Genomic DNA, 23,823 nt, shown 5'->3' with positions numbered 1-23,823 from the left:
AGGGAAATCAATGGGGCCAATGGCCGTAATAATTCAAACCATCAAACAATCAGTGAGCAGTGTTTTAGTTCTTTACTCGGTTAAAAACTAGTAAAAACTAGGCCAATTTAGCTGGCCTTGAACTTACCAGGATTTTCCACATCTGTGCGGGTCCAATCGCAGGTGAAACCTTTGGTTTCCGGTACGAACTGGTTCCAGGGAATGGGGTCCACGGGGCCATCACTGGACCAAACAATGGTGAACTGACCTTCGTCATTGACTTCCCCAATGCGGACAGTTTTGGAAATGTGGTGGTTGGGTTGCATGGTCACCATGCCTTCCGGAGCGTCAAAGGTTTTACCAATCGCCGCCGCCCGGACTTTTTCTAAGCCTTCGGGAGTTTCACCCACATCTCCAGCCGCTTCCACCGCCGCCTTCCAGAGGTAAACGGAAATATAAGCTGCTTCCATGGGGTCGTTGGTCACCCGGTCTTCACCGTATTTAGCCTTAAAAGCTGCCACAAATTTTTGGTTGGCAGGGGTATCCACACTCTGGAAATAGTTCCAAGAAGCAAACTGGCCGAGCAGATACTCCTTACCAATTTGACGTACTTCCTCTTCCGCCACACTCACGGACATGACCGGATATTTATCGGGGGTCAAACCAGCGGCTTGGATCTGCTTGAAGAAGGCAACATTACTGTCCCCATTCAGGGTGTTGAAAATTACGCCGCCATCGGGCAGGGCTTCCCGGATTTTGGTGATGATAGGGGTAACTTCGGTGTTACCCAGGGGTAGGTAATCTTCCCCAAGGGTTTCGCCACCTTTGGCTTTCAACTGCTCTTTAATGATGGTGTTAGCAGTGCGGGGGAAAACGTAATCGGAACCCACCAGGAAGAACTTATTGCCTTTATTTTCCAGCAACCAATCCACCGCCGGTTCAATTTGTTGGTTGGGGGCGGCACCGGTGTAGAAAATGTTTTTGGAACATTCCTGACCTTCGTACTGTACTGGGTACCAAAGCATATGATTTTTGGCTTCAAATACCGGCAGTACCGCTTTCCGGCTGGCGGAAGTCCAACAACCAAAGACTACGGGTACCTTATCTTGGTCAATTAACTTAGCCGCTTTTTCCGCAAAAGTCGGCCAATCGGAAGCTCCATCTTCTTTGATGGCTTCAATGGGTCTACCCAAAACTCCACCGGCCGCATTGATCTCTTCGATCGCCAGTTCCGCCGCTTCCACCACGGTGGTTTCACTGATGGCCATGGTGCCACTGAGGGAGTGGAGCAAACCAACTTTAATCGGTTCCCCGGTGGGAGCAGTACCGGTGGTGGGGGACTCAGTCGGTTCAGCAGTGGGTTCGGTGGTAGGTTCCGTGCCGCCGCCACAGGCTTTGAGCAATAGACTGGCGCCTAGGGTTGCTGATCCATACAGCAAAAATTTACGTCTTCCAAAAGGGTTAGTCATACGCGAAAAATTATTACCTCGTAAGGATTCTAAATATGCTTGTTGGCTGGTGGGGAGGAGTTTATTGGGCGGAAACAGTGCTCTTAAAAAGTTTTTATCCGCAGTTTATTTTGGTCAACAAGGCAGTGGATTTCCAGGGTAAATCCGCCGGAAACAAATAAGACCCCATACTACGAGTAGGTTAAGAAAAAATTATGTAGCATAGGATACCGTTTTGTCCGACTAAGCCCCTTTTGCGCCTGTTTTGTCCCCATTGTCAGGGAGGCTTAGCATTGGAACCGTTCAGCAAGAACAATCTTGGGGCTAGTTATTGGGGAATTATCGGCGATCGCCAGAGTTTTCTAAACGATAAAGGGCGAGGAAAGTCGTTTCCCACACTAGCCGAGGTTGAACGTAGGCGGCCAGGTATTTACGGGCTTTTTCCAGAATTTCTAACCATGGCCGTTGGTGGTGGCCATGCCAATAGTGATACTGGAGATAGTCCACTAACCAGAGTTGGGCACTGTTATCCAAGTTGCCATCCACCATCTTGGCCAAATCAAAGGCTGCTAGAGGACTAGTTGGTGGTTGCATTAACTTTTGCCGCAGTTCCGCCGGAATGCTCTGCATTTGCTCCCAAGCTTGAAATAACAGACCGGGACTCCCCTGGGCGATCGCCAACAGTTCGGGGTGGTGGAGGATTTCCTGACGGCCCAATCTCTGCAAAATTTTGGTCATATCACCTTCCCCTAAACGATAAAAGGGGATGCGTTGACAGCGGGAAACAATGGTGGGCAACAGGACATCAACGCTGGGGGCCAAAAGGATTAAAGTAGCCCTTCCTGGTTCTTCCAAGGTTTTGAGCAAGGCATTGGCGGCCCCTTCATTCATAGCTTGGGCTTCCTCGATCAGAATCACAGCCCTGTCTGCTTCCAACGGGGGACGACTGAGGAAACGGTTGATTTCCCGCACCTGTTCCACTCGGATTAATGGAGCCGCCCGTCGTTTAAGTCCAGCCTGGTCTGCTTCGCTGGCGGTTAGCAGTTTGCCCTGGTGTTGAAAAGTGGGTTCTATTTTCAATAAATCGGGATGATTCCCGGCAAAAAAACGTTCCTGGCGATCGCTTTTAGTACCCAAGCCCATTAGCAAGGTTTCCCCAAAGGCCTTGGCGGCTAAACTTTTGCCCACCCCCTCTGGCCCCACTAGCAAATAGGCCGGAGCAATGCGTTTCTGGGCGATCGCCTGTTGGAGTAGAGCAATGGCTTGGTCTTGACCAAGGATAGATTGGAAGCGATTCATGGCCCTGCCCAACTTTGTTACCCTAAACAAGATTAATACTTAATTTTCCCTGCTGTTTTAACTATTCCATGCCCGAGTATTTGCTTCTGCCCGCTGGCCTAATTTCCCTCTCCCTGGCGATCGCCGCTGGACTGTATCTCCTAACTGCCCGGGGCTATCAGTCATCGGATTCCGTGGCCAACGCCTACGACCAATGGACAGAGGACGGCATTTTGGAATATTACTGGGGCGACCATATCCACCTCGGCCATTATGGCGATCCGCCAGTGGCCAAGGATTTCATCCAATCGAAAATTGATTTTGTCCATGCCATGGCCCAGTGGGGCGGATTAGATACACTTCCCCCCGGCACAACGGTATTGGATGTGGGTTGCGGCATTGGCGGTAGCAGTCGCATTCTCGCCAAAGATTATGGTTTTAACGTTACCGGCATCACCATTAGTCCCCAACAGGTGAAACGGGCGACGGAATTAACTCCTCCCGATGTGACGGCCAAGTTTGCGGTGGACGATGCTATGGCTTTGTCTTTTCCTGACGGTAGTTTCGACGTAGTTTGGTCGGTGGAAGCAGGGCCCCACATGCCTGACAAAGCTGTGTTTGCCAAGGAATTACTGCGGGTCGTGAAACCAGGGGGCATTCTGGTGGTGGCGGATTGGAATCAACGGGACGATCGCCAAGTGCCCCTCAACTTCTGGGAAAAACCAGTGATGCGACAACTGTTGGATCAATGGTCCCACCCTGCCTTTGCCAGCATTGAAGGTTTTGCGGAAAATTTGGAAGCCACGGGTTTGGTGGAGGGCCAGGTGACTACTGCTGATTGGACTGTACCGACCCTCCCCGCTTGGTTGGATACCATTTGGCAGGGCATTATCCGGCCCCAGGGCTGGTTACAATACGGCATTCGTGGGTTTATCAAATCCGTGCGGGAAGTACCGACTATTTTATTGATGCGCCTTGCCTTTGGGGTAGGACTTTGTCGCTTCGGTATGTTCAAAGCAGTGCGAAAAAACGCCACTCAAGCTTAAATTGCCACGTAAGAACTCGCTAATTTCTTAATTTAGCTGAATATTTGAGGTTTTTGACTGCATTTCCCAGAACTATTATGTACTTTCTGCTTGTAACTCTGGTAATTTTAGTTTTTCCCCTACTTTCTATTGCTTTGGAGTGGACCACTTCCGGCAATAGCCAAGCTTTGGTGGATGTGCTGGCCCGCTGGTTTGTGTTTTGGGGGGTGGGGGTGAGGCTATTTTTAGCTGGGGTGGTGCAAATCACTAAACCAAGTTTCACTGCCGAGAAAATTCTAGGTGTTCAAAGTCAAGACTCTCTGATTTTGGTCAAAGAGTTGGGCATCGGCAATTTGGCGATCGCCAGTGTGGCTTTGGGGAGTATCTTCGTCAACGCGTGGGTGCTGGGGGCCGCTCTGGCCGGGGGAATTTTTTATCTTTTGGCGGGCATTAACCATATTTTGCAACCCGAACGCAATGCGAAAGAAAACTACGCCATGGCCACGGATCTATTTTTGGGGTTACTGTTGGGGGGTATCTTGTTTTTTGCTTGGCAGCCCTAAGCCAATCGACTAATACCCATAGCTCAACTAACCATATGGCAACTATGATTCCTGGCGAAATCATTACCCCCGAAGGTGACATAGAACTAAACGTAGGCCGCTCCACCTGCACTATTAATGTGGCCAACACTGGCGATCGCCCTATTCAAGTGGGTTCCCATTACCATTTCTACGAAGTCAATGCCGCTCTGCAATTCGACCGGGATTTGGCCAAGGGGATGCGGTTGGATATTCCAGCGGGAACGGCGGTGCGCTTTGAGCCAGGGGACGAAAAAAACGTTAACTTAGTGGCCTATGCTGGCAGTCGGGAAATCTATGGCTTCAATGGCTTGGTGAACGGCCCTCTAGAGTGAAGAGAATCTGCCCAAAAGATTAGGTTTAGATCACATTAAAATCAGGCGATCGCCGCCTATTTTTGTTGACTGGTAAACCTTTGCATCGCTTCTAAAGCAGAAGACATCAGTACGCACTCTTCCAACAGGGCAATATCCAAATCTGGAAGCAGTTGGCTTTTGGAAATGATTTGGTAATGATCGCCATTTAAAAAGTAGATAGAAAACTTTTTGTCTTGCCACATCCAGACTTCACCAATGCCAAGTCGTTGATATTTTTCCAGTTTTTTGGCACTGCCACTGCTGATATTGACTTCAATGGCCAAGTCGGGATGGGCCTTTTTCTCACCAAGATAGTAAGATTCATCGGGTTCAAAGGAAACAGATTCTCCCTTCGATTCCCGGGTGGCACTGCCCACCGGAATAAATTCAATTTCCCGTTGCCAAAAGTAGATACCCAACAAAATGGCAATCATACTTCTAATTGATTCGTGGTACTCCCCCAGGGTCATGAACTCAATTACTCCATCTAGATAGGTAATGCGTAGCCCTGGCTGTTGTTCCATGACCGCTTGAATGGCTTTAAAAGCCTCCCAACTGTGGTGACCGGGCAGCACAAGGGTTTGGTCTTGGGTAGGGATCGGCGCAGAACTGGTGATGGTCATGGGGACAGACCCTGCTCTGGGTGGCATAAATGCAATATCTTCCATATTACAAAAAACCTGGAAAACGCCATTGCCTTGGCAGTTGGAATGCCAGTATCTGACGATGGTTGCCGCCAAATAGTAAAATTAAGCGGTTATTTGGAGAACTGGCCCTGTGATCGAACGTTATACCCTGCCTGAAATGGGCAAAATTTGGACGGATACCTACAAGCTACAAACCTGGCTAGACGTGGAAATCGCCGTTTGTGAAGCCCAGGCGGAGTTGGGTTATATTCCCCAGGCAGCGGTGGACGAAATCAAGGCCAAAGCTAAGTTCGATCCCCAACGAGTGCTGGAAATTGAGGCGGAAGTGCGTCACGATGTCATCGCCTTTTTAACCAACGTTAATGAATATGTGGGGGATGCGGGGCGTTATATTCACCTGGGACTAACAAGCTCCGACGTACTGGACACCGCTCTGGCGTTGCAATTGGTGGCGAGCCTAGACCTGATTTTGGAGCAGTTGGAAAAACTAATTCAGGCCATCCGTTACCAAGCTCAGCAGCATCGTTACACCGTCATGGTGGGCCGTTCCCATGGTATCCATGCCGAACCCATCACATTCGGATTTAAACTCGCTGGTTGGTTAGCGGAAGTATTGAGAAACCGCGATCGCCTGGTGCGGGTAGCCCAATCCATTGCCGTGGGTAAAATTTCCGGCGCCGTGGGCACCTATGCCAACATTGACCCCAAAGTGGAGGCGATCGCCTGTCAGAAATTAGGCTTAGAACCAGATACGGCTTCCACCCAGGTCATTTCCCGAGATCGCCATGCGGAATACGTGCAACAGTTGGCTTTGCTGGCCGCCTCTTTGGAACGGTTTGCAGTGGAAATTCGCAACCTGCAACGCACCGATGTTTTGGAAGTGGAGGAATATTTTTCCAAGGGCCAAAAGGGTTCTTCCGCTATGCCCCATAAACGTAACCCCATCCGCTCAGAACGATTAACGGGAATGGCCCGGCTGGTTCGGGGTCATGCAGTGGCGGCGTTGGAAAATGTAGCTCTCTGGCATGAACGGGATATTTCCCACAGTTCTGTGGAGCGGGTTGCTTTTCCCGACTGCTGTATTCTCACCCATTTTATGTTGAAGGAAACCACGGATTTGGTGAAAAATCTGTTGGTCTATCCCGAAAATATGAAACGCAATATGAACGTTTACGGCGGGGTAATTTTCAGCCAAAAAGTTCTGCTTGCCCTAGTGGAAAAAGGCATGAATCGAGAAGATGCCTACCGAGTGGTGCAGGGTTCCGCCCACCAAGCCTGGAACACGGAAGGGGGCAATTTTGAAGAGCTAGTCCGAGCTGATGCCCAGGTAACGGCCCTACTTTCTGCCGAAGAAATTGACCAGTGCTTTGACCCCCAACAACATTTGACTAACCTGGCGGAAATTTACAGCCGTTTGGATATTTAGTTAAAAGTTTGGATCTGCCTTCCCTTCTGACTTCGACCCATAATCACTAACGGTTTCCTTTCCCATCTACGATCCGTTGGTGCTGATCTATCCTTCACCCAAGCCTTTACCTAAAATTCTATGACCCCCAAATTAATCATCCATGGTGGTGCGAGTTCCCTCGACGATAAGGGGGGCTTGGCCACTGTGCGCCAATCCCTACATCAAATTGTGGCCGCAGTGTATGAAACCCTAACAGCGGGGGGCAGTGCCATGGATGCGGTGGTACAAGGTTGTGAATTATTGGAAAATGAGCCTCGTTTTAACGCTGGTACTGGTTCGGTGCTCCAGTCGGATGGACAAGTTCGCATGAGTGCTTCTTTGATGGACGGCGATCGCCAGAATTTTAGTGGGGTAATTAACGTTTCCCGCATTAAAAATCCGATCCAGATGGCCCAATTTTTGCAGGGGCAAACAGACCGGATTTTGTCCGATTATGGGGCGGCGGATTTAGCCAGGGAAATGCAACTGCCCATTTACGATCCCGCCACGGATTTTCGCATTCAGGAATGGATGGAGGAACGGGGAGAAGATGTGCGCAAAAAAATGGCTCGGCTAATTGCTGATCCCACCGTGGGCATTGAAGCCAGAAAAGGCACCATCGGCGTAGTGGCGTTGGATGCTAACGGCAAAATTGCGGCCGGTACTTCCACTGGGGGCAAAGGGCTAGAGCGCATTGGTCGGGTGAGTGATTCTGCTATGCCGGCGGGGAACTATGCCACCCGTTTTGCTGGGGTTAGTTGCACTGGAGTAGGGGAAGACATTATCAATGAATGTTTGGCCGCCAAGGTGGTAATCCGGGTTAAGGATGGCCAAAATTTAGCTCAAGCCATGGCAAAATCCATCACGGAAGCTTTGGAAAATAACACTGACCTGGGGGCGATCGCCTTGGATCATCAAGGCCATATTGCCTGGGGAAAAACCTGCCCTGTCCTATTGGCGGCCTATCACACCGGTACGGCGATCGGAGACACGCTGGAATTAACCGATGGCGACCACTACGGCAACGCCTCAATATAAAAACTGCAAAAAACAGTTAAAAAAATACAGACAAAAACACGGGGAAAATAAACAGATTCCCCTGGTTTCTAACCGTAAAAAACATCCGAGTTTTAGAACTCCCCGGGTAGGATTCGAACCTACGACCAATCGGTTAACAGCCGACCGCTCTACCACTGAGCTACCGAGGATTGACTCAACGATTCAACATCATAGCAACTAAAAGATCTTTTACACAAGCCCCTTGCTAAAAAAATTACTAAATTCTTAGGCCGGTTCCCAGCTTGGGGCCAATTTGCTCCCAGGGCCCTATGGCAGGGGGCCAATGTTGACCGTTATGCTGAAACAGAATCCTGTTTGTCATCCCCTGGATAGATAGGCTGATTTGCTTTTCCTCACCCGTCAAGTTTTTATGTTGACCCACCACCGTCGTCCGGTTTGCCTATCGCTCATTTCCACCGATTTGCCCATTCTTTCCACCCTGGAGACCGCCGCTACCCTCTACCAAAAGGATTTGCATCGCTTTCACCTCCTACTCCACCAAGAACAGGAGCAAGTTCCCAACGGCGATCAACAGGTATTACCCTCCTCTCAACTATTGTGGTTAGAACTGTCTCCCCGACGCATTGTGCTGACTCGCCAGGGTAATAGTCAATTTTCCTACCGTCATTTTTGGGAACAGGGAGTTTATGGCATTAGCCGCTATTGGCTCAATGAACAGGAAAGACATCTGAGCGACTCCTTCCAGTTACGGAATTACACCAGGGACATTACCTTGCAGGGGTCTCCCTTGCCGGAATTTTTGCGGGTGGAATATGAACTCTGGGCAGCCCAGGAATGTTTGGGTCATTATGTGTTGCATTTGGAAATTTACCATTAACCCCAACTCCCTGGCGATCGCCGTTGTTTTATTGTTGATCCGTTTGATCTGCCATTGATTTAACTAAGTATTCTGACTTTATGCACCAAGCCCAGGCCGAAAGGCTGCTGTTTACCCCTGCGTCTCCCCAAGCCGATGCGGTGCCGTTAATTTTTGCCTTTCCCAACATCTACAGTGTGGGCATTACCAGTTTGGGGTATCAAGTAATTTGGTCAACCTTAGCCCAACGCTCCGATGTGCAGGTTAGTCGTCTTTTCACCGACGCCCAAGAAACGTTACCCCGATCGCCAGAATTGGTAGGCTTTTCCTTTTCCTGGGAGTTGGACTACAGCAATATTTTGACCCTGTTGGAGCAATTACAAATTCCCCTGCTGGCGAAAGAGCGGGCTGCTGAAGATCCTTTAATATTCGGTGGCGGCCCGGTGCTGACCGCTAATCCAGAACCTTTTGCAGACTTTTTTGACCTAATTTTGTTGGGGGACGGGGAAAATCTACTGCCGGAATTTATTGATGGTTACCAAAGCGTGCGGTCTTGTTCTAGGAATGAAAAACTAGAAAAACTAGCCCAAATTCCCGGCATTTATGTGCCTAGTTTGTACGAAATAAGTTACGAAGCCGCTGAGGGCAAAATTAGTCACATCCAACCCAGTACCACCGCCATTCCCGCCCAAGTTAGTAAGCAAACCTACCGGGGTAATGTTCTGTCTGCCTCCACAGTAGTGACGGAAAAGGCCGCATGGGAAAATATTTTCATGGTGGAAGTGGTACGCAGTTGCCCGGAAATGTGTCGATTTTGCCTAGCTAGTTACCTGACGTTACCTTTTCGGCCAGCGGATACGGAAAAATCCCTACTGCCCGCCATTGAACGGGGATTGCAAGTGAGCGATCGCCTGGGATTGTTAGGAGCTTCCGTAACCCAACATCCGGAATTTAACGAGTTGTTGGATTACCTGGGAAAACCAGAATTTGACCATGTGCGGCTCAGCATTGCTTCAGTGCGTACCAACACAGTGGACGAAAAATTGGCCCAAACCTTAGCTAAACGGGGCACTAAATCCCTCACCATTGCCATTGAAAGCGGTTCGGAAAAACTCCGGCAAATTATCAATAAAAAACTGACTAACGAGGAAATTCTCACCGCTGCCCAACAGGCCCAGGCGGGGGGATTACAGGGATTGAAGCTTTATGGCATGGTCGGCGTGCCAGGGGAAACAAGGTCAGATGTGGAAGCAACGGTAGATTTATTAAAACAGGTCAAAAAAGTCGCCCCCGGTTTACGTCTCACCTTTGGCTGTAGCACCTTTGTCCCCAAGGCCCACACCCCGTTCCAATGGTATGGGGTCAATCCGGAAGCCAAACAGCGTCTACAATTTTTGCAAAAAAAACTGCGGCCCCTGGGTGTTGATTTTCGTCCCGAAAGTTATAACTGGTCAGTGATGCAGGCTTTAATTTCCCGTGGCGATCGCCGTTTGGCCCCATTACTTCTACTCACTCGCCATTACGGAGATACGTTGGGCAGTTTTAAGCGAGCTTTTAAGGAATTAAAGGGAGAATTACCCAGTTTGAACGATACGGTCCATGCCGATTGGTCAATTGCGGATAAATTACCCTGGCAGCACTTGCTGGGGCCTTTACCCCAAACTACCTTGGTAAAACATTTACAAACCGCCCAGGAGTTTTTCTAACTTTATCCTTGGGCAACTTGCCCTAGCGTGCCAAAAAATTCTGGATAGGAAATGGCGGCCGCTTCCGCCCGGTTAATAATTGTTTGCCCCCCACTACCTAAAGCGGCGATCGCCAACGCCATGGCAATGCGATGATCCGTCAAGCTATCCACCTCGGCCCCTTGTAACGGGCTTCCCCCTTGAATTTCCAGGCCATCATCAAATTCGGTGACTTTGGCCCCCATTTTGCCCAACTCCGAAGCAATGGCCGCCAGGCGATCGCTTTCTTTAACCCTCAGTTCTGCGGCATCTTCAATGCGGGTAGTGCCCTCTGCAAAGGCCGCCGCCACTGCCAAAATGGGAATTTCATCAATCAGTCGGGGAATAATTTCGCCGCCGAAGGTGCAACCCTGGAGATGGCTTGCCCTAACCCGCAGATCTGCTACCGGTTCCCCCGTTACCAATCGTTCATTCTCCGGGGTAATGTCCGCCCCCATCTGGGCCAACACTTCCAACACCCCTGTCCTGGTGGGGTTAATGCCTACATTTTCCACCAACAATTCTGATCCAGGCAAAATGGATGCCGCCACTAACCAAAAGGCCGCCGAGCTGATGTCCCCTGGCACCACCACCCGTTGCCCCGTTAAATGGGCCGGGCCATGGACAGTGACGCTATGGGTTACTGGATCAATGGTTAATTTGGCTCCAAAGGCCTGCAACATGCGTTCGCTATGATCCCGGGATAGAGCTGGTTCTGTAACCGTGGTGTCCCCCTCGGTGGTTAACCCCGCTAGCAACAGGCAGGACTTTACCTGGGCTGAAGCAATGGGGGAATGGTAATGGATCGGTTTTAATTGGCTACCCTGGACTGCCAGCGGCGCAAACTTGCCGTTACTCCGGGCCCAAATTTTTGCCCCCATTTGTTGCAAGGGTTGAATTACCCGGGACATGGGGCGGTGACGGAGGGAATCATCGCCGGTGACGGTGAATAAACAATCTTTTTGCCCGGCTAGCAAGCCCAACATTAAGCGCATGGTGGTGCCAGAGTTCCCCGCATCCAAAACGGTACTGGGTTCCTGCAACTGTCCCAGACCCCGACCCTGAACGATGATTTTTTCTGAATTTAGTTCGCTGATTTCTGCTCCCATGGCCCGAAAGCAATGGGCCGTACTACGGGGATCTTCCCCCAACAGTAGCCCTTCGATAATGGTTTCCCCGGTGGCGATCGCCCCCAACATCAAGGCCCGATGGGAAATGGATTTATCCCCCGGCACCCTTAGGCGGCCAGTCAAAGCGACCCCTTGGGCAGGGGGATTAACAGTTAAGCGTTGATGGGATTGATGATTGTTGAGGGAAAGCAAGGCCATGGAGGGGACAAATTAGGGGCAGGGAAGACCAAGCTAAATTGTATTGGCATTTCTGCCCCCCGCCAAATTTTCCTCGGTTAGTCAAGGAAGTAAAAAACATCGTTACCATGGTCAGTGGAAGGGCGACAGTTTGTTAATTTCAACAGGCGATCGCCTAGCAACCATTGCCAGACCAGAGGCCAAACCAATGAAATACCATTATTCCCCATGGAAATTAGTTCTGCTTGCCGGCACCGCTTTTGTGCTCGGGACCCCTACTACCGTTACAGCCCAATCCTATAACCCAGTGGAACCTTTCCCAGAAGACTTACCGGCCACGGGCAATATCAACGACCTCGATGGCCTCCAGGAACGTCAAGTGGAAGATTGGTTCCCCCAACAAAATATGGGGACTAATTCCCAAACCCTATTGGAAATTAACACTACCAATACCCCTCCCCTCAGTATCAATGACCGTAGTAGCCAGATCAAAGAAGAAAATGATTGGCAACGCAGTTCTTCGGGGGAACCCAAACAAACAGGTTCCGGTTTTCCCCTGGGTACTTTTTAGCTGATCAATTTGCTTGTCTTGGTAGGGCCCTGTCTCCCCGTGATTCTGGGAGGCAGACAGTTTTTTCTTTCCTTTATTTTTAATGACCGTTGCCTTTTGTCAACTCCAATCACTGTGACAGTGCTCATTAATGGGCGATGTGCTTAACCCTGTGGCTCCCGGCCAAAATCCCTGTTCCCGACCCGGATGCAAATTTTTCAGGGGAGCTTGACAGAACTTGGAATGGTGCTGGTAGAATAACAAAGGTTAATCAATGGGGTGTAGCCAAGCGGTAAGGCAGCGGGTTTTGGTCCCGCCATTCCTAGGTTCGAATCCTAGCACCCCAGTTTCGTCAATCTATAAGCCTTTCAGCCTTTCCCCACACGGCCGTTGCTTTTTGGGAGAATAGTTATGGTCCTAATCTAATTCCCCCAGGGACTCCACCTCCTGCTCCAGGCTTTCCTGCAAATTCTTGATGAAATGACTCAGCTTACCCCGCTCAATGTATGGCCAGCCGCCACTTTCTTCGATATCCCTTAGTAGGCCATATAGACCCCGACGGGTATTGGGCAAGGCCGGTTCAAAATAGTCGATGCGAATGTGACGGTGCAGAGATTCCAGAACCCTTAGGAGCTGTAGCAAACGGTCATGGTCGTCCTGGTAATCTTCCGCCAGGGCTTCGGTGGTGGTCATGAGGGCTTCTAACTCGGGAGTTAGACATAATTTTTGGTTGATCGATTCCATTGATTCCAAATAAAGCTCAGTTAGGCAGATGGGCTGTTCGCAAACAAACACCAACCCAAATGATAGTGGTTTGTGGCCAAAGCCTTGCTCTGACCTGTTGCGGAAATGCCCCTTCCGGCCATATGGCTGGTAAGGTAACGAAAGTTTGGTAGAGTGGATCTCGTTAAAATATGCCTATTTTGTCCATAATCCCTAGGGTTGCATCCGTGTAAGTCTGGAGCCGGACAAGGCCTGAAAAAGACAAAAAATTTGAGATTGACTTAAGCGAGGTTAAACCATGAGGTTTCGTCCGTCTATTGTGGCTTTGCTTTCAGTCTGCTTTGGACTACTAACGTTTTTATATAGCGGCAGTGCCTTTGCGGTTGATAAGAGCCAGCTTACCTACGATGACATTGTAAATACGGGTCTAGCTAACGTTTGCCCTGAAATTTCTTCCTTCACCAGAGGAACCATTGAGGTGGAACCGAATACTAAGTATTTTGTTTCTGACTTCTGTATGGAGCCCCAGGAGTATTTTGTTAAGGAAGAGCCCGTTAATAAGCGCCAAAAGGCTGAGTACGTTAAAGGTAAGGTTCTGACCCGTCAAACCACTAGCCTAGAACAGATCCGCGGCAGCATTGCAGTGGGTGCTGATGGAACGTTGACTTTTAAAGAAAAAGATGGCATTGACTTCCAGCCGATTACGGTATTACTTCCCGGTGGTGAAGAAGTACCCTTCTTTTTCACGGTGAAAAATTTTACTGGCACTACGGAGCCTGGCTTTACTTCCATCAATAGTTCCACCGATTTTGTTGGGGATTTCAATGTGCCTTCCTACCGGGGGGCTGGTTTCTTGGATCCCAAAGCCCGGGGTCTATACACTGGTTATGACAATGCGGTAGCTCTGCCTTCAGCGGCGGATAAATTCCGTACCAACAAGAAGGAAACCCCCTTGGGTAAAGGAACCCTTTCCTTGCAGGTGACCCAGGTTGATGGTTCCACTGGGGAAATTGCCGGTATTTTTGAAAGCGAGCAACCCTCTGACACTGATTTGGGTGCTAAAGAACCCCTTGATGTTAAAGTCCGGGGCATTTTCTACGGTCGAGTGGACACCGATGTTTAATTTTTTGTTGTGGTAGCTGACTGGCTTTTTAGTTAGTTACTTTGACGAGCTGAACAGTTTGGCGATCGCCGTTAAGGTGGTCGTCTTTTTCTATCAAATTAATTCAACTAAGGTATTGATTCTTTTAAGTATTTTCTTGTCGTTTTGTTGCCAGTAAAGATAATCGCTCCAGGCTTGCTCAGAGAAAATTAGCTTCACTCCAATAGTTCCCTTTCGACACCTTGATCATTTTCTAATTGCTTGATCGCCGACATCAATTTTTGAGCATTGTTCGGGCTACGTAGTAGATATGCTGTTTCTTCTAATGACTGATAGTCTTCCAGGGAAATCATGACGACAGATGGTTGGGTATCCCTGGTGATAATTGTTGGAACATGATCACTACATACTTGCTCCATGATAGCTGCAAGTTTTTGTTGTGCAATAATTTGGCTGACTGCGTTCATGTTTGGCAATTGTTGGGGCAAAGTTTCCCCCATTTTAGCCCGATTGCCAATACCTCACAGATAGCCAATTGGCTAAAGGGTATCTAGATATTCTTCGAGAAGTGCTTGAATATCCCCTAATTGTTGTCGGTGGAGATTGTTGGGGTCAAGTTGGTGCTGGATGATTGCAATACGTTATCGAGTTTCAATTCTAGCTCGGCGAGTTTCTCGTTCTGTTTGCTTAATTCGGCGTTGCTCTTCCTCAGTTCGGCGTTGTACTTCTTCAAGTCGGACAAACCCCCGTAGGAGTTGATCCAAGACCACAAACGTGAAAGTAATCCCGGCGAAGCTGAGTCCTGCCCATTGGGGAATATGGAGTTGGTAGTTTCTGAAATAGATGGTTTCATATTTGAGAGCTACTCTGGTTACAAACACAAAAACACCTGTCCGTCAGCTGAGCATTTAAAATGAAAGTTCTCGATTATTAACAACACAATCTTGAAGATATAATTCAATTATTTCTTGATAAGAAATGCCTTTTTCTTGTGCTTTCTTTTCAAAAAAATCAACTACATCAATTCCCAAAGGTAAAGTAACTTTTTGTTTAAGCTTTTGAGCAAAAGGATTAGGACGGCTTTTCATGTTGGCTAGATCATACTCTTTCTTCATAATATTATCCTCTATATTGTTTCGTTTCTTTAGGAGTAGCCTTGCGAGCAGAAATAATTCTGATGATAGATTCATTCTCTTGGAAGCAGTGAACAATTAGCAGGATTCTCATTCTGGAACTTCTACCCAGCATTAGGAATCTATCTTCTACTTCTGAATGATTATCATCCCAAAACTGAATAGCATTGTCATCGTAGAAAACAGTCTCAGCTTCCTCAAAAGAAATACCATGTTTTTTCTGATTGGTTCGATTCTTTTCTTCGTCCCATTCAAAAGAAAGTGAATTCATTTTAAGGTCGCTAATCTGTGGGAGACACTGCTTTAAGTCAGTTGTGCCCCTATTCTAGCATGGTGGAAATAAGCCCATGGTTAATGTGGATCGCCGTTAATACCCGATCGCCAAGCACAATCCGATCCTTGATCGTCAGTTAACCCTGACCGCCTGAACAGTTACCAAAGTTTTTGAACCGGGTAAAGATCGAAGACTTTATCAATACTTAAAATCGGAATTTCTTCGGTCATAGATTGGGCAATTAAGATTCGATCAAAGGGATCTTTATGGTGATGTTCAAGAACCGCCAGTTTCCAGATATGCTCCAAGTCAATAGACAGAACCTGCAAACCATTGATGGTCATTTGATTTTTGATTAATTCTTCTGGGGAAATGTTAAGTTGTAACTTTCCAAGTTGCAGTTTAATTTGTATCTCCCATGCACTTGCTGTACTCAAAAATATTTTGTTACTTGTGTTTGACAATAAAGAACTTACTTTTGAAGATAGTTTTTCCTGAGCAATTGATCACCAAACAAAGGCATGAGTATCTAACAGCAGTTCCATAAATCAGACTTCCGAAAAAAACTCATCCGTTAGAGGATCATTAAAATCATCACTTATCCAGCCTTGTCCTTGATACAATCCTGAAATTCTAGTTGCTTTTTTTTCTTGAGTTTCATCGGAATTTGCTGTTATAGATTCTAGAAAATCTAGAATTTGTTTTTGGTTTTCCGGAGAAAGTACCTGAATTTTTTTAAATACACTCTCTGATAGTTCTATCGTTGGTTTGGTCATAGTTTTGACATCTTAATCAATCGATAATAGCTCTATGCTAACACAAGCTCAGCAAGCCCACTGCCAATAGGGCTGGGCATCTGTCAACCTCTCCCCCCTGATCGCCAAGCGCTATCCTATTCTTGACCGCCAAATAACCTCAGACCAGAAATGCCACCACAGAAAAAGCGGCCAAAAAAGAAGATAAACCACTGGGATCTGCCTAAAGGATTTTGATCATGAGAAAATGATTATTGAAGAGATTGTCAATACTCTTTTAACTACTATGACCAGAATCATGCAAGAACCATTGCAAAGTAAACTTCATGCGGTAATTCAGCAACTTAACTTAGTTAAGCAAGTTAGTGATTCCGAATTCTGGATAACGACGGAAGAATTGTGTATTTTGCTAGAGTTTGATGCAGACACCTTAAATATGTTGAAAACTCAAGAGGTATTATTTCAGTTTGCTTGGCGAAATTTTGTTTGCACTTTAGTTAGCCATCAGGGTAATTACAAACTTTGGCAAATTATTAACCAGTCTCAAGTCGAATCCTCTTCACAATCAACTGTTAGCCAAGCTGAAGAATCCTACGCACCTTCATTTCTAATTAATCACAACTTTTATAAAAACTTATCTAATAATTCATCTATAGGTCAAATTCAGATAGAGCGACAGTCTACTTCAGCTACTCCCCAAGCTTCACCAGAAATTTTGCCATCCCATTTTATTCAGGTGAAAGATTTTTTGAGTGCTACAGAGTTAGAGCAGTTGTTTAAATTTGTAATTCAGAATGAAAATAATTTCCTGCCTACAAGCAATTCAGCTAATGATTCTGATTATCGTCGCTCTATGTTTTTGCCGATTTTTGCGCCGTTTTCAGAATTAATAATAGAACGAGTAAAGGCAATTTTACCCCAACTGATTAGTGATCTACAAATACAACCTTTTCAAATTGATTATGTAGAAGCTCAACTTACTGCCCATAACCATGGAAATTATTACAAAGTACATAATGATAATGGTAGCCCCGATTCTGCTACCCGTGAATTAACCTATGTTTATTACTTTAACCGAGAGCCTAAAGCCTTTTCTGGTGGAGAGCTAGCCATTTATGACAGTAAAATCGAAAATAATTTTTATGTAGCCGCTGAATCATTTAAAACTGTACAGCCAGTTAATAACAGCATTGTCTTTTTTCTCAGTCGCTATATGCACGAAGTTCTACCAGTAAACTGTCCTTCCCAAGCTTTTGCAGATAGTCGATTTACCATTAATGGTTGGGTGAGAAAGAAGTAAAATTCTATCTTTACGGTTGTGCCTTTAATTCTGGGAAAATAAGCAAAAAAAAGCAAACTGCTGGAGTCTGCCTAAAGTAATTTTGATATTGTTTTGCTAGAGATTTTTGGGCTTAATGAAGGGGGAGGAAAACACTCTACGGGCTACCGAGGAATGTAAGTACAGGTTTTGTTATTCCCGCTTTGAGAGTACGTCCCTCCTAGATCATCGCAAGCCTTCTTGTTCTGTACATTTACGGTAACTGGGGTAGGAGATGGGCTGGGACTGGGAGATGGGCTGGGACTGGGAGATGGACTGGGACTGGGAGATGGACTGGGACTGGGAGACGGGCTGGGACTGGGAGATGGACTGGGACTGGGAGATGGGCTGGGACTGGGAGACGGGCTGGGACTAGGAGATGGACTGGGACTGGGAGATGGACTAGAAGAAGCTGTTAAGAAGGAACCTGTGTAAATTGGGGGCTCAGTTATAGCATCATCATCAGCTAAACTGGAGTCAATCTGAGACCAGCTAGAAAATGATGTAAGGGTAGGTGATGGAGCGGTAAGTGGACGTAGGTCAGGAGGAACCGATCCCCAGGTTTGAGAGGTTTGGGTAACAGCCAATTTGCCATTATTTACAGCACAATTGCCTTTGGCATAAGTCTTACCCAAAAGCATTCCTTCATAACTCCCATTTCCTGTGCGACCTATATCGTAATTGGGGGCAAGAACAAAAGCTTTCGTCGTTCGGCTCGAGTTTCCATTCATGCAAATTGAACCACTACTCGAAAGACCAAATATTTGGATATCTGTCGGCTGGCAACCATCAGCTGTATTACAAGTTCCGTTGATTTCCGCATTTCTACCAATGTCACCAGTTACATACAGACGGTATTTCTTTCCTCCAGTATTGTCAAAGTTAAGCTCAAACTTTCTGTCTAAACTACTAGATTCATAGTAATAGTAACCGTCAACCGGCTGTTCTCCACTTCGGGGGAGAGAGATTGAATCGTTATTCCCCACGTTTAGTGTATATACACGATTCTGAGATCTTGCCGATGCTAAAGCCGACAATGGGATGGAAGGCATTGGGGTAGATGCCCTTACAGCGGCAAATCCCCCAGCAGCGTTCTGTATTGAGTTAAGATCATCAATATAAGCATCAGTTAAATCTGTGGAACCACACCCTGCCAGGACTATATTTCCTCTTATTTCACCAGTCTTAGGAACAGCGGGAGTACCTGTTGTATCTACAGTGTCACCAGCAGTACCCTTATCAACACCGCCTTCTGATATCCAAAGTGCAGGCACCGTATCCGAACCACCAAAAGTGGAAGTTCCTGGTTTTCCAGAAATAGGAATATCCACCATCAAACGGGTTACGGCGTCAGTTGCTCCTTTGCTAGACACTCCCTCAACAACTAGACGCCCAATAACTTGACCTTGGGGAATTTTGCCTTTGTTCTCTTCTTCAACTCCAACTTTGTAACTTACTATACGAAAAGAGCTATTGCTATTAATCGGTTCTACTTGACCAGCAGACGCTTCAGTAGCTAACTCACGAAGTTTGCCTAAGACTTGTTTTTGAGATGCAAGTTTAGCCGAATCAACGCCAGAAGAGCTCCCCTCACTACAGATAGACCCACTGTTGCTTGATACCGAATTTAGATGCTCTTCAAGAACAGCTCCAAGGGTAGTTTCGCTGTTTGGTGTTCCATCCGACTGTATTAAGGTTGCCCAATCAGAATCGTCGAAAAGAGCTGCATATTTACTGCTTGCAAGCAAACCTTGAACACGCGCTAAGCCGGTCTCCGCTGCTGCGTCACTAGAGGACTTAGCTGCCTTCGCTGTGACCTGATTTTGATCATTCATCCCCTTCATAGCAATAGCGGCGGCCGCCACCGTAATCACCAAACCGCCCATAATCACCATGGGCATGGCAAAGCCGGCATTACGTTTGGGGGCAGTGAGGAAATTGAGGAAAAAGCGAGTATTCATAATTGATCTTCAACTGTGAGTAAAAATAAAGTGAGCGAGATAGGAAAGCAATCAATAAAAGAAAATAAAAACAAACGAATTACATTAGGAACACTGAACTTTGGTTCTTGTTTGAAGCTGGGTCAACTCTCTACCACCACCCTTCATTTCACCAAACTGTATTTTATTATCCCGGTTAACCCACGTATGTGATCTGGATCACAGCCCTCCAACCATTCATTAAACCCTAAGCCTAACCTACCCAGACAGAATCAAAAAAGTAGCAGAGGAGTTAGAGATAAATCTGGCTAAAAGCCCAAAACCATTACTAGTCAAGGAGTTAGGCAAAATCAAAAATGCCCTGCTGGGGCATAAACCAATTGGTAACTAAACTCGAAAAGAATCTTCCGTTCAATCACAGGACCAACCATCAATTCGCCCAAGTAAATTACTGCCCTGCCCTGCCCCCACATCAGTGGACAGCAAGCAAATTTAAAAACTTTTCAGAACATGTTTGGAAAGTTTTATTCCGCCCCCTAAATCCCCCAATACTGGGGGACTTTCATTCAGTTTCCCCCCAAATTTGGGAGGTTAGGGGAGCTTTTCGAACAGGCTCTTATAAGGTTATTTAATGGACTTATCGGGGCGGACATCGGTAAAATCAAAATCCATGCCGAATCGGGTATGAAAGGCTGACGTACTTTATTTTGCACTTATATTCTAGACTTAGTTATCGTAACGACAGTTTCCCATAGCATAACGTTCAAATTATTGGCTAATTTTTCATGCTACTATCCCTGCGGATCAATAACTTTGCTTTGATTGATTGCTTAGAAATTAACTTTGGGCAAGGCTTGAATGTATTGACGGGGGAAACCGGCGCCGGGAAATCAATTTTGCTTGATGCGATTGATTTATTACTAGGAGGAAAGGCCGGAGCGAGGGTTTTGCGCCAGGGGTGTTCCAGCGGTGTGATTGAAGGAATTTTTTCCACCAGTACCGAGCTTAATGATTGGTTAGCAACCCAAGCCATTGAACCATTGGAAGACAACACCATTGCCTGCACGAGGGAATTTAGCAAAAAAGGAAGCTCATTAAATTCCCGTTCCCGCCTGAATGGAGTGTTGGTAAATCGCCAAATTTTGGCAGAATTGCGGAGCCAATTGGTGGAAATTACAGCCCAGGGCCAAACTCAACAACTATTAGATCCGGGGCAACAACGGCAACTACTGGATTTATTTGGCGGGCAAAACTTATTAGAAAAACGTCAAGCGGTGGAAATAACTTATAAAGAATTTACCCAAGCCAAACAAGCTTTAACAGCCAGGCAACAATCGGAACAAAATCGTTTACAACGGCTGGATTTTTTAACCTATCAGTTACAGGAATTGACCGAAGCAGAATTAACCGATGGCGATGAATGGGAATTGTTAATCCAAGAACAGGAAAAACTTTCCCATGTGGTGGAACTACAACAGTTAAGCTATCAAGCCACCCAGCTTTTGTACCAAAGTGAACGGGATACCCCGGCGATCGCCGATTTGTTGGGGGATGCGGAAGGACAGTTGCAAACCATGGCGGAATTTGACAGTAGCCTTAATCCCTTATTGGAACTGGTACAAACAGCTTTAACCCAAGTAATTGAAGCAGGACGGCAAGTGCAACGCTATGGAGATAATTTGGAAGCTGATCCAGAGCGGTTAGGGGAAGTGGAAGCAAGATTGCAGGTGCTGAAAAGGATTTGTCGTAAATATGGCCCTAGCTTAACCGAAGCGATTGCCTACCAAGAAAAAATCCAAGCTGAATATGACCAGTTGACGGATGGAGAACAATCCCTCGCCCAGTTGCAGGAATCTTTGACCAAGGCAGAGCAAGAATTAATTAAACATTGTGGTCAGTTAACTTTAATTCGCCAAAAAACGGCGCAAAAACTAGAAAAAAGGTTGGTACAAGAACTCAAGCCCCTGGCCATGGAAAAGGTAATTTTTGTTTGCCAATTGGAGTCCAGTGCCCCCAGTAGTTTCGGCGCAGAACAGGTGGTGTTTTATTTCAGCCCCAACACCGGGGAAAAAATTCAACCCTTGGCCGCCACTGCCTCCGGTGGGGAAATGAGCCGATTCCTCCTGGCCCTCAAAGCCTGTTTTAGTGAACTGGCTCCCCCCAGCCAAACCTTAATTTTTGATGAAATCGACGTGGGAGTATCCGGCAAAGTAGCCCAGGCGATCGCCGACAAGCTAGCCCAACTCAGTCAGCGCCAACAACTGCTCTGTGTCACCCATCAACCTTTGGTGGCGGCCCTGGCCGATGCCCATTTCCATGTGGACAAAGTGGTCATTAATGAAAATATTGCCGATCCCACCAATCCCCAGCTTGACGAAGATTTACGCACCGTTATTCGCATTACTCCCCTCCAATCCGACGGCGATCGCCAACAGGAATTAGCCCAACTCACCGGGGGCCATTCCGCCAAAGAAGCGTTAGCCTTTGCCCAATCTTTATTGGAAAAATCCGCCGCCCGTCGCCAAGCCTCCCAAGTTTAATCCCGAGCCGCAGGGTTAGTTAACAGTGGGAATCCATGCAAAACTGGAGACAGTCCAACTACCGTTGTTGGTCAGTTGTCTTTTCCCTCCCCTCACCATGCCTGCCAAAGACGTTCAAATCTGCCCGATCGCCGTTGACACCACTGTGTTTCGCTCCCGCACCTGGGACAGGTTGAAGTTTGAAATTGAGTATGGTTTGCAACGGGGCACCACTGCCAATAGTTACCTGATCAGTGCTGATAAGATTGCCCTCTTTGACCCGCCGGGGGAATCCTTCACCGATAATTTTGTCGGCACCCTAATTCAACGGTTAGACCTCAACAGCCTGGATTACGTCATTTTGGGCCACGTCAACGCCAACCGGGCCCATACCCTGAAGCTTTTGTTGAGCCTAGCTCCCCAGGCAACCATTATCTGCTCTAACCCCGCCGCTCAAAATTTAGAAAAATTGCTGGCGGATGCTGAAGTCAATAATCCTATCCAAGTGATGAAAGGTAATGACCACCTGGATTTGGGCCGGGGCCATGAATTGACCTTTATCCCCACCCCTAGCCCCCGGTACCCAGGGCAACTCTGCACCTACGATCCCCGCACCGAAATTTTATTCACCGATAAACTGTTCGGGGCCCACGTTTGTGGTGACCAAGTGTTCGATGAAGGTTGGACTATTTACCAAGAAGACCGCCGCTATTACTTTGATTGTCTGTTGGCCCCCGCCGCCGCCCAGGTTAGTGCCGCCCTGAATAAGTTAGAAGCCTATCCAGCCCAGACCTATGCCCCCAGCCATGGCCCCCTGGTGCGCTACGGTTTGCGGGAGTTGACCCGTAACTATCAGCAATGGCTCAGTGAACAACAGGCCCAAGCTTTGAACGTGGCCTTAATTTACGCTTCTGCCTACGGTAATACCAGCACCCTGGCCCAGGCGATCGCCAGAGGCATTACTAAAGCTGGGGTAGCGGTAACGGCCATCAATGCGGAAACTAGCAACGCAGAGGAAATTAAGGAGGCGATCGGTAAATCCGCTGGCTTTATTTTTGGTTCCCCTACTCTGGGCGGCCATGCCCCCACCCCCATTCAAACGGCCCTGGGCATCACCCTGGCCAATGCGTCCAAAACCCAACTGTGCGGCGTGTTTGGTTCCTTCGGTTGGAGTGGAGAGGCGATCGATATGCTGGAAAACAAATTTCGGGATGCGGGCTTTAGCTTTGGCTTTGACACCATCCGGGTGAAATTTAAGCCCACCGACCAAACTTTGAAAATGTGCGAAGAGGCCGGTACGGATTTTGCCCAAGCTCTGAAAAAGGCAGAAAAACGCCGTCAACCTAAATCTGCTCTGCCGGAGTCGGAATCTGCCCGCACCGAACAAGCGTTAGGCCGTTTAGTGGGTTCCCTCTGTGTGGTTACCGCCCAGCAAGGGGAATTGAGCAGTGCCATGTTAGCTTCCTGGGTTTCCCAAGCTACCTTTTCCCCCCCTGGTTTGACCGTTGCCGTTGCCAAAGAAAGGGCGATCGAATCTTTGCTACACAAAAACAGTTGCTTTGTGTTGAATATTTTGCAGGAAGGCAACCATCTGGGACTGATGAAACATTTTCTCAAACCCTTTGCCCCCGGCGGCGATCGGTTTGCAGACGTGGCCACGGAAACGGCGGAAAATGGCGCACCAATTTTGACGGAATCCCTGGCTTATTTGGAATGTCGGGTACAACAACGGCTGGAGTGCGGTGACCATTGGGTTCTTTACGCCGTGACTGACCGGGGTGCCCTACTCAAAGATGGGGTAACGGCGGTGCATCACCGGAAATCTGGCGATCATTATTAGT

At 47.6% G+C, this 23,823-nt stretch carries 25 protein-coding genes and 2 tRNA genes; 13 read left to right on the top strand and 14 right to left on the bottom strand.

Annotated elements, in window-relative coordinates; genetic code table 11:
• Positions 1–107: 107 nt before the first annotated feature.
• Positions 108–1,448, bottom strand: coding sequence for an urea ABC transporter substrate-binding protein (gene urtA / locus H6G46_RS16390; protein WP_010873110.1), 1,341 nt, complete (start codon positions 1,446–1,448; stop codon positions 108–110).
• Between the two features lie 318 nt (positions 1,449–1,766).
• The gene (locus tag H6G46_RS16385; RefSeq protein ID WP_010873109.1) at positions 1,767–2,726 is read right to left on the bottom strand and encodes a DNA polymerase III subunit delta'; all 960 of its coding nucleotides are present in this window, start codon (positions 2,724–2,726) and stop codon (positions 1,767–1,769) included.
• 68 nt (positions 2,727–2,794) lie between these two features.
• Here H6G46_RS16385 and H6G46_RS16380 point away from each other — a divergent pair, with 68 nt between their 5' ends.
• The 3 genes from H6G46_RS16380 (at position 2,795) to ureB (ending at position 4,646) form a co-directional block, all read left to right on the top strand.
• Complete coding sequence (locus H6G46_RS16380; protein ID WP_010873108.1) at positions 2,795–3,751, top strand: 2-methyl-6-phytyl-1,4-hydroquinone methyltransferase; 957 nt, start codon at positions 2,795–2,797, stop codon at positions 3,749–3,751.
• A gap of 77 nt (positions 3,752–3,828) precedes the next feature.
• Positions 3,829–4,293 (top strand): DUF6790 family protein, encoded by a 465-nt coding sequence (locus H6G46_RS16375; protein WP_010873107.1) that lies wholly within the window; start codon positions 3,829–3,831, stop codon positions 4,291–4,293.
• A gap of 35 nt (positions 4,294–4,328) precedes the next feature.
• Positions 4,329–4,646: an urease subunit beta gene (ureB, locus tag H6G46_RS16370; protein ID WP_010873106.1), complete on the top strand. Its 318-nt coding sequence runs from the start codon at positions 4,329–4,331 to the stop codon at positions 4,644–4,646.
• Positions 4,647–4,702: 56 nt separating this feature from the next.
• Here ureB and H6G46_RS16365 read toward each other — a convergent pair whose 3' ends face one another.
• Positions 4,703–5,335, bottom strand: a complete 633-nt coding sequence (locus tag H6G46_RS16365; RefSeq protein ID WP_010873105.1) for a Uma2 family endonuclease — start codon at positions 5,333–5,335, stop codon at positions 4,703–4,705.
• 109 nt (positions 5,336–5,444) lie between these two features.
• Between H6G46_RS16365 and purB the strand changes: the two genes are divergently transcribed.
• Positions 5,445–6,740: an adenylosuccinate lyase gene (gene purB / locus H6G46_RS16360; protein WP_010873104.1), complete on the top strand. Its 1,296-nt coding sequence runs from the start codon at positions 5,445–5,447 to the stop codon at positions 6,738–6,740.
• Between the two features lie 120 nt (positions 6,741–6,860).
• A complete protein-coding gene (locus H6G46_RS16355; RefSeq protein ID WP_014407121.1) occupies positions 6,861–7,799 on the top strand; it encodes an isoaspartyl peptidase/L-asparaginase in 939 nt (312 codons plus the stop codon).
• A 98-nt stretch (positions 7,800–7,897) separates the two neighbouring features.
• Here the strand turns inward: H6G46_RS16355 and H6G46_RS16350 are convergent.
• Positions 7,898–7,969, bottom strand: a tRNA-Asn gene (locus tag H6G46_RS16350).
• Between the two features lie 221 nt (positions 7,970–8,190).
• Here H6G46_RS16350 and H6G46_RS16345 point away from each other — a divergent pair.
• Together H6G46_RS16345 and H6G46_RS16340 are read left to right on the top strand one after the other, a co-directional pair.
• Entirely contained in the window at positions 8,191–8,658 is a 468-nt protein-coding gene (locus H6G46_RS16345; RefSeq protein WP_010873102.1) for a hypothetical protein, read from the top strand.
• 80 nt (positions 8,659–8,738) lie between these two features.
• Positions 8,739–10,343 carry a radical SAM protein gene (locus H6G46_RS16340; RefSeq protein ID WP_010873101.1) on the top strand — a complete coding sequence of 535 codons (1,605 nt, stop codon included), beginning with the start codon at positions 8,739–8,741 and terminating at the stop codon, positions 10,341–10,343.
• Between the two features lie 2 nt (positions 10,344–10,345).
• Here the strand turns inward: H6G46_RS16340 and aroA are convergent, their stop codons facing one another.
• The gene (gene aroA, locus H6G46_RS16335; protein WP_010873100.1) at positions 10,346–11,689 is read right to left on the bottom strand and encodes a 3-phosphoshikimate 1-carboxyvinyltransferase; all 1,344 of its coding nucleotides are present in this window, start codon (positions 11,687–11,689) and stop codon (positions 10,346–10,348) included.
• A 43-nt stretch (positions 11,690–11,732) separates the two neighbouring features.
• Between aroA and H6G46_RS16330 the strand changes: the two genes are divergently transcribed.
• Positions 11,733–12,239 (top strand): hypothetical protein, encoded by a 507-nt coding sequence (locus H6G46_RS16330; protein WP_223211270.1) that lies wholly within the window; start codon positions 11,733–11,735, stop codon positions 12,237–12,239.
• Between the two features lie 254 nt (positions 12,240–12,493).
• Positions 12,494–12,565 (top strand) — tRNA-Gln (locus H6G46_RS16325).
• 70 nt (positions 12,566–12,635) lie between these two features.
• Here H6G46_RS16325 and H6G46_RS16320 read toward each other — a convergent pair.
• Positions 12,636–12,962 (bottom strand): hypothetical protein, encoded by a 327-nt coding sequence (locus H6G46_RS16320; protein ID WP_199303490.1) that lies wholly within the window; start codon positions 12,960–12,962, stop codon positions 12,636–12,638.
• A gap of 277 nt (positions 12,963–13,239) precedes the next feature.
• Between H6G46_RS16320 and H6G46_RS16315 the strand changes: the two genes are divergently transcribed.
• The gene (locus tag H6G46_RS16315) at positions 13,240–14,064 is read left to right on the top strand and encodes a photosystem II manganese-stabilizing polypeptide (RefSeq protein WP_010873097.1); all 825 of its coding nucleotides are present in this window, start codon (positions 13,240–13,242) and stop codon (positions 14,062–14,064) included.
• Between the two features lie 93 nt (positions 14,065–14,157).
• On the opposite strand, the gene H6G46_RS18770 is transcribed toward H6G46_RS16315, so the two are convergent.
• The 7 genes from H6G46_RS18770 to H6G46_RS16280 form a co-directional block, all read right to left on the bottom strand.
• Positions 14,158–14,262 carry a type II toxin-antitoxin system YoeB family toxin gene (locus H6G46_RS18770; RefSeq protein ID WP_080504056.1) on the bottom strand — a complete coding sequence of 35 codons (105 nt, stop codon included), beginning with the start codon at positions 14,260–14,262 and terminating at the stop codon, positions 14,158–14,160.
• On the bottom strand, positions 14,259–14,543 hold the full coding sequence (locus H6G46_RS16305) for a type II toxin-antitoxin system prevent-host-death family antitoxin (protein WP_010873096.1): 285 nt from the start codon (positions 14,541–14,543) through the stop codon (positions 14,259–14,261). Before H6G46_RS16305 ends, H6G46_RS18770 begins: the two co-directional genes overlap by 4 nt.
• Positions 14,544–14,684: 141 nt before the next feature.
• The gene (locus tag H6G46_RS16300; protein ID WP_010873095.1) at positions 14,685–14,924 is read right to left on the bottom strand and encodes a hypothetical protein; all 240 of its coding nucleotides are present in this window, start codon (positions 14,922–14,924) and stop codon (positions 14,685–14,687) included.
• Between the two features lie 27 nt (positions 14,925–14,951).
• The gene (locus H6G46_RS16295; RefSeq protein WP_010873094.1) at positions 14,952–15,158 is read right to left on the bottom strand and encodes a hypothetical protein; all 207 of its coding nucleotides are present in this window, start codon (positions 15,156–15,158) and stop codon (positions 14,952–14,954) included.
• A gap of 4 nt (positions 15,159–15,162) precedes the next feature.
• The gene (locus tag H6G46_RS16290; RefSeq protein ID WP_014407120.1) at positions 15,163–15,447 is read right to left on the bottom strand and encodes a BrnT family toxin; all 285 of its coding nucleotides are present in this window, start codon (positions 15,445–15,447) and stop codon (positions 15,163–15,165) included.
• A 161-nt stretch (positions 15,448–15,608) separates the two neighbouring features.
• Positions 15,609–15,953: a PIN domain-containing protein gene (locus H6G46_RS16285; RefSeq protein WP_071822655.1), complete on the bottom strand. Its 345-nt coding sequence runs from the start codon at positions 15,951–15,953 to the stop codon at positions 15,609–15,611.
• 45 nt (positions 15,954–15,998) lie between these two features.
• Entirely contained in the window at positions 15,999–16,226 is a 228-nt protein-coding gene (locus tag H6G46_RS16280; protein ID WP_020862282.1) for a DUF2281 domain-containing protein, read from the bottom strand.
• A gap of 226 nt (positions 16,227–16,452) precedes the next feature.
• Between H6G46_RS16280 and H6G46_RS16275 the strand changes: the two genes are divergently transcribed.
• The gene (locus tag H6G46_RS16275; RefSeq protein WP_010873092.1) at positions 16,453–17,505 is read left to right on the top strand and encodes a 2OG-Fe(II) oxygenase; all 1,053 of its coding nucleotides are present in this window, start codon (positions 16,453–16,455) and stop codon (positions 17,503–17,505) included.
• 143 nt (positions 17,506–17,648) lie between these two features.
• Here H6G46_RS16275 and H6G46_RS16270 read toward each other — a convergent pair whose 3' ends face one another.
• The gene (locus tag H6G46_RS16270) at positions 17,649–19,484 is read right to left on the bottom strand and encodes a hypothetical protein (RefSeq protein ID WP_010873091.1); all 1,836 of its coding nucleotides are present in this window, start codon (positions 19,482–19,484) and stop codon (positions 17,649–17,651) included.
• A gap of 764 nt (positions 19,485–20,248) precedes the next feature.
• Here H6G46_RS16270 and recN point away from each other — a divergent pair.
• The gene (gene recN / locus H6G46_RS16265; RefSeq protein ID WP_010873090.1) at positions 20,249–22,003 is read left to right on the top strand and encodes a DNA repair protein RecN; all 1,755 of its coding nucleotides are present in this window, start codon (positions 20,249–20,251) and stop codon (positions 22,001–22,003) included.
• A 25-nt stretch (positions 22,004–22,028) separates the two neighbouring features.
• Positions 22,029–23,822 (top strand): diflavin flavoprotein, encoded by a 1,794-nt coding sequence (locus H6G46_RS16260; protein WP_010873089.1) that lies wholly within the window; start codon positions 22,029–22,031, stop codon positions 23,820–23,822.
• The last annotated feature ends 1 nt before the right edge of the window (position 23,823 follow it).

This window comes from Synechocystis sp. FACHB-908 (assembly GCF_014698595.1).
Classification (GTDB): domain Bacteria; phylum Cyanobacteriota; class Cyanobacteriia; order Cyanobacteriales; family Microcystaceae; genus Synechocystis.
Note: the sequence above shows the minus strand (reverse complement) of the source record. Positions and strands in the feature narration are given on the sequence as shown.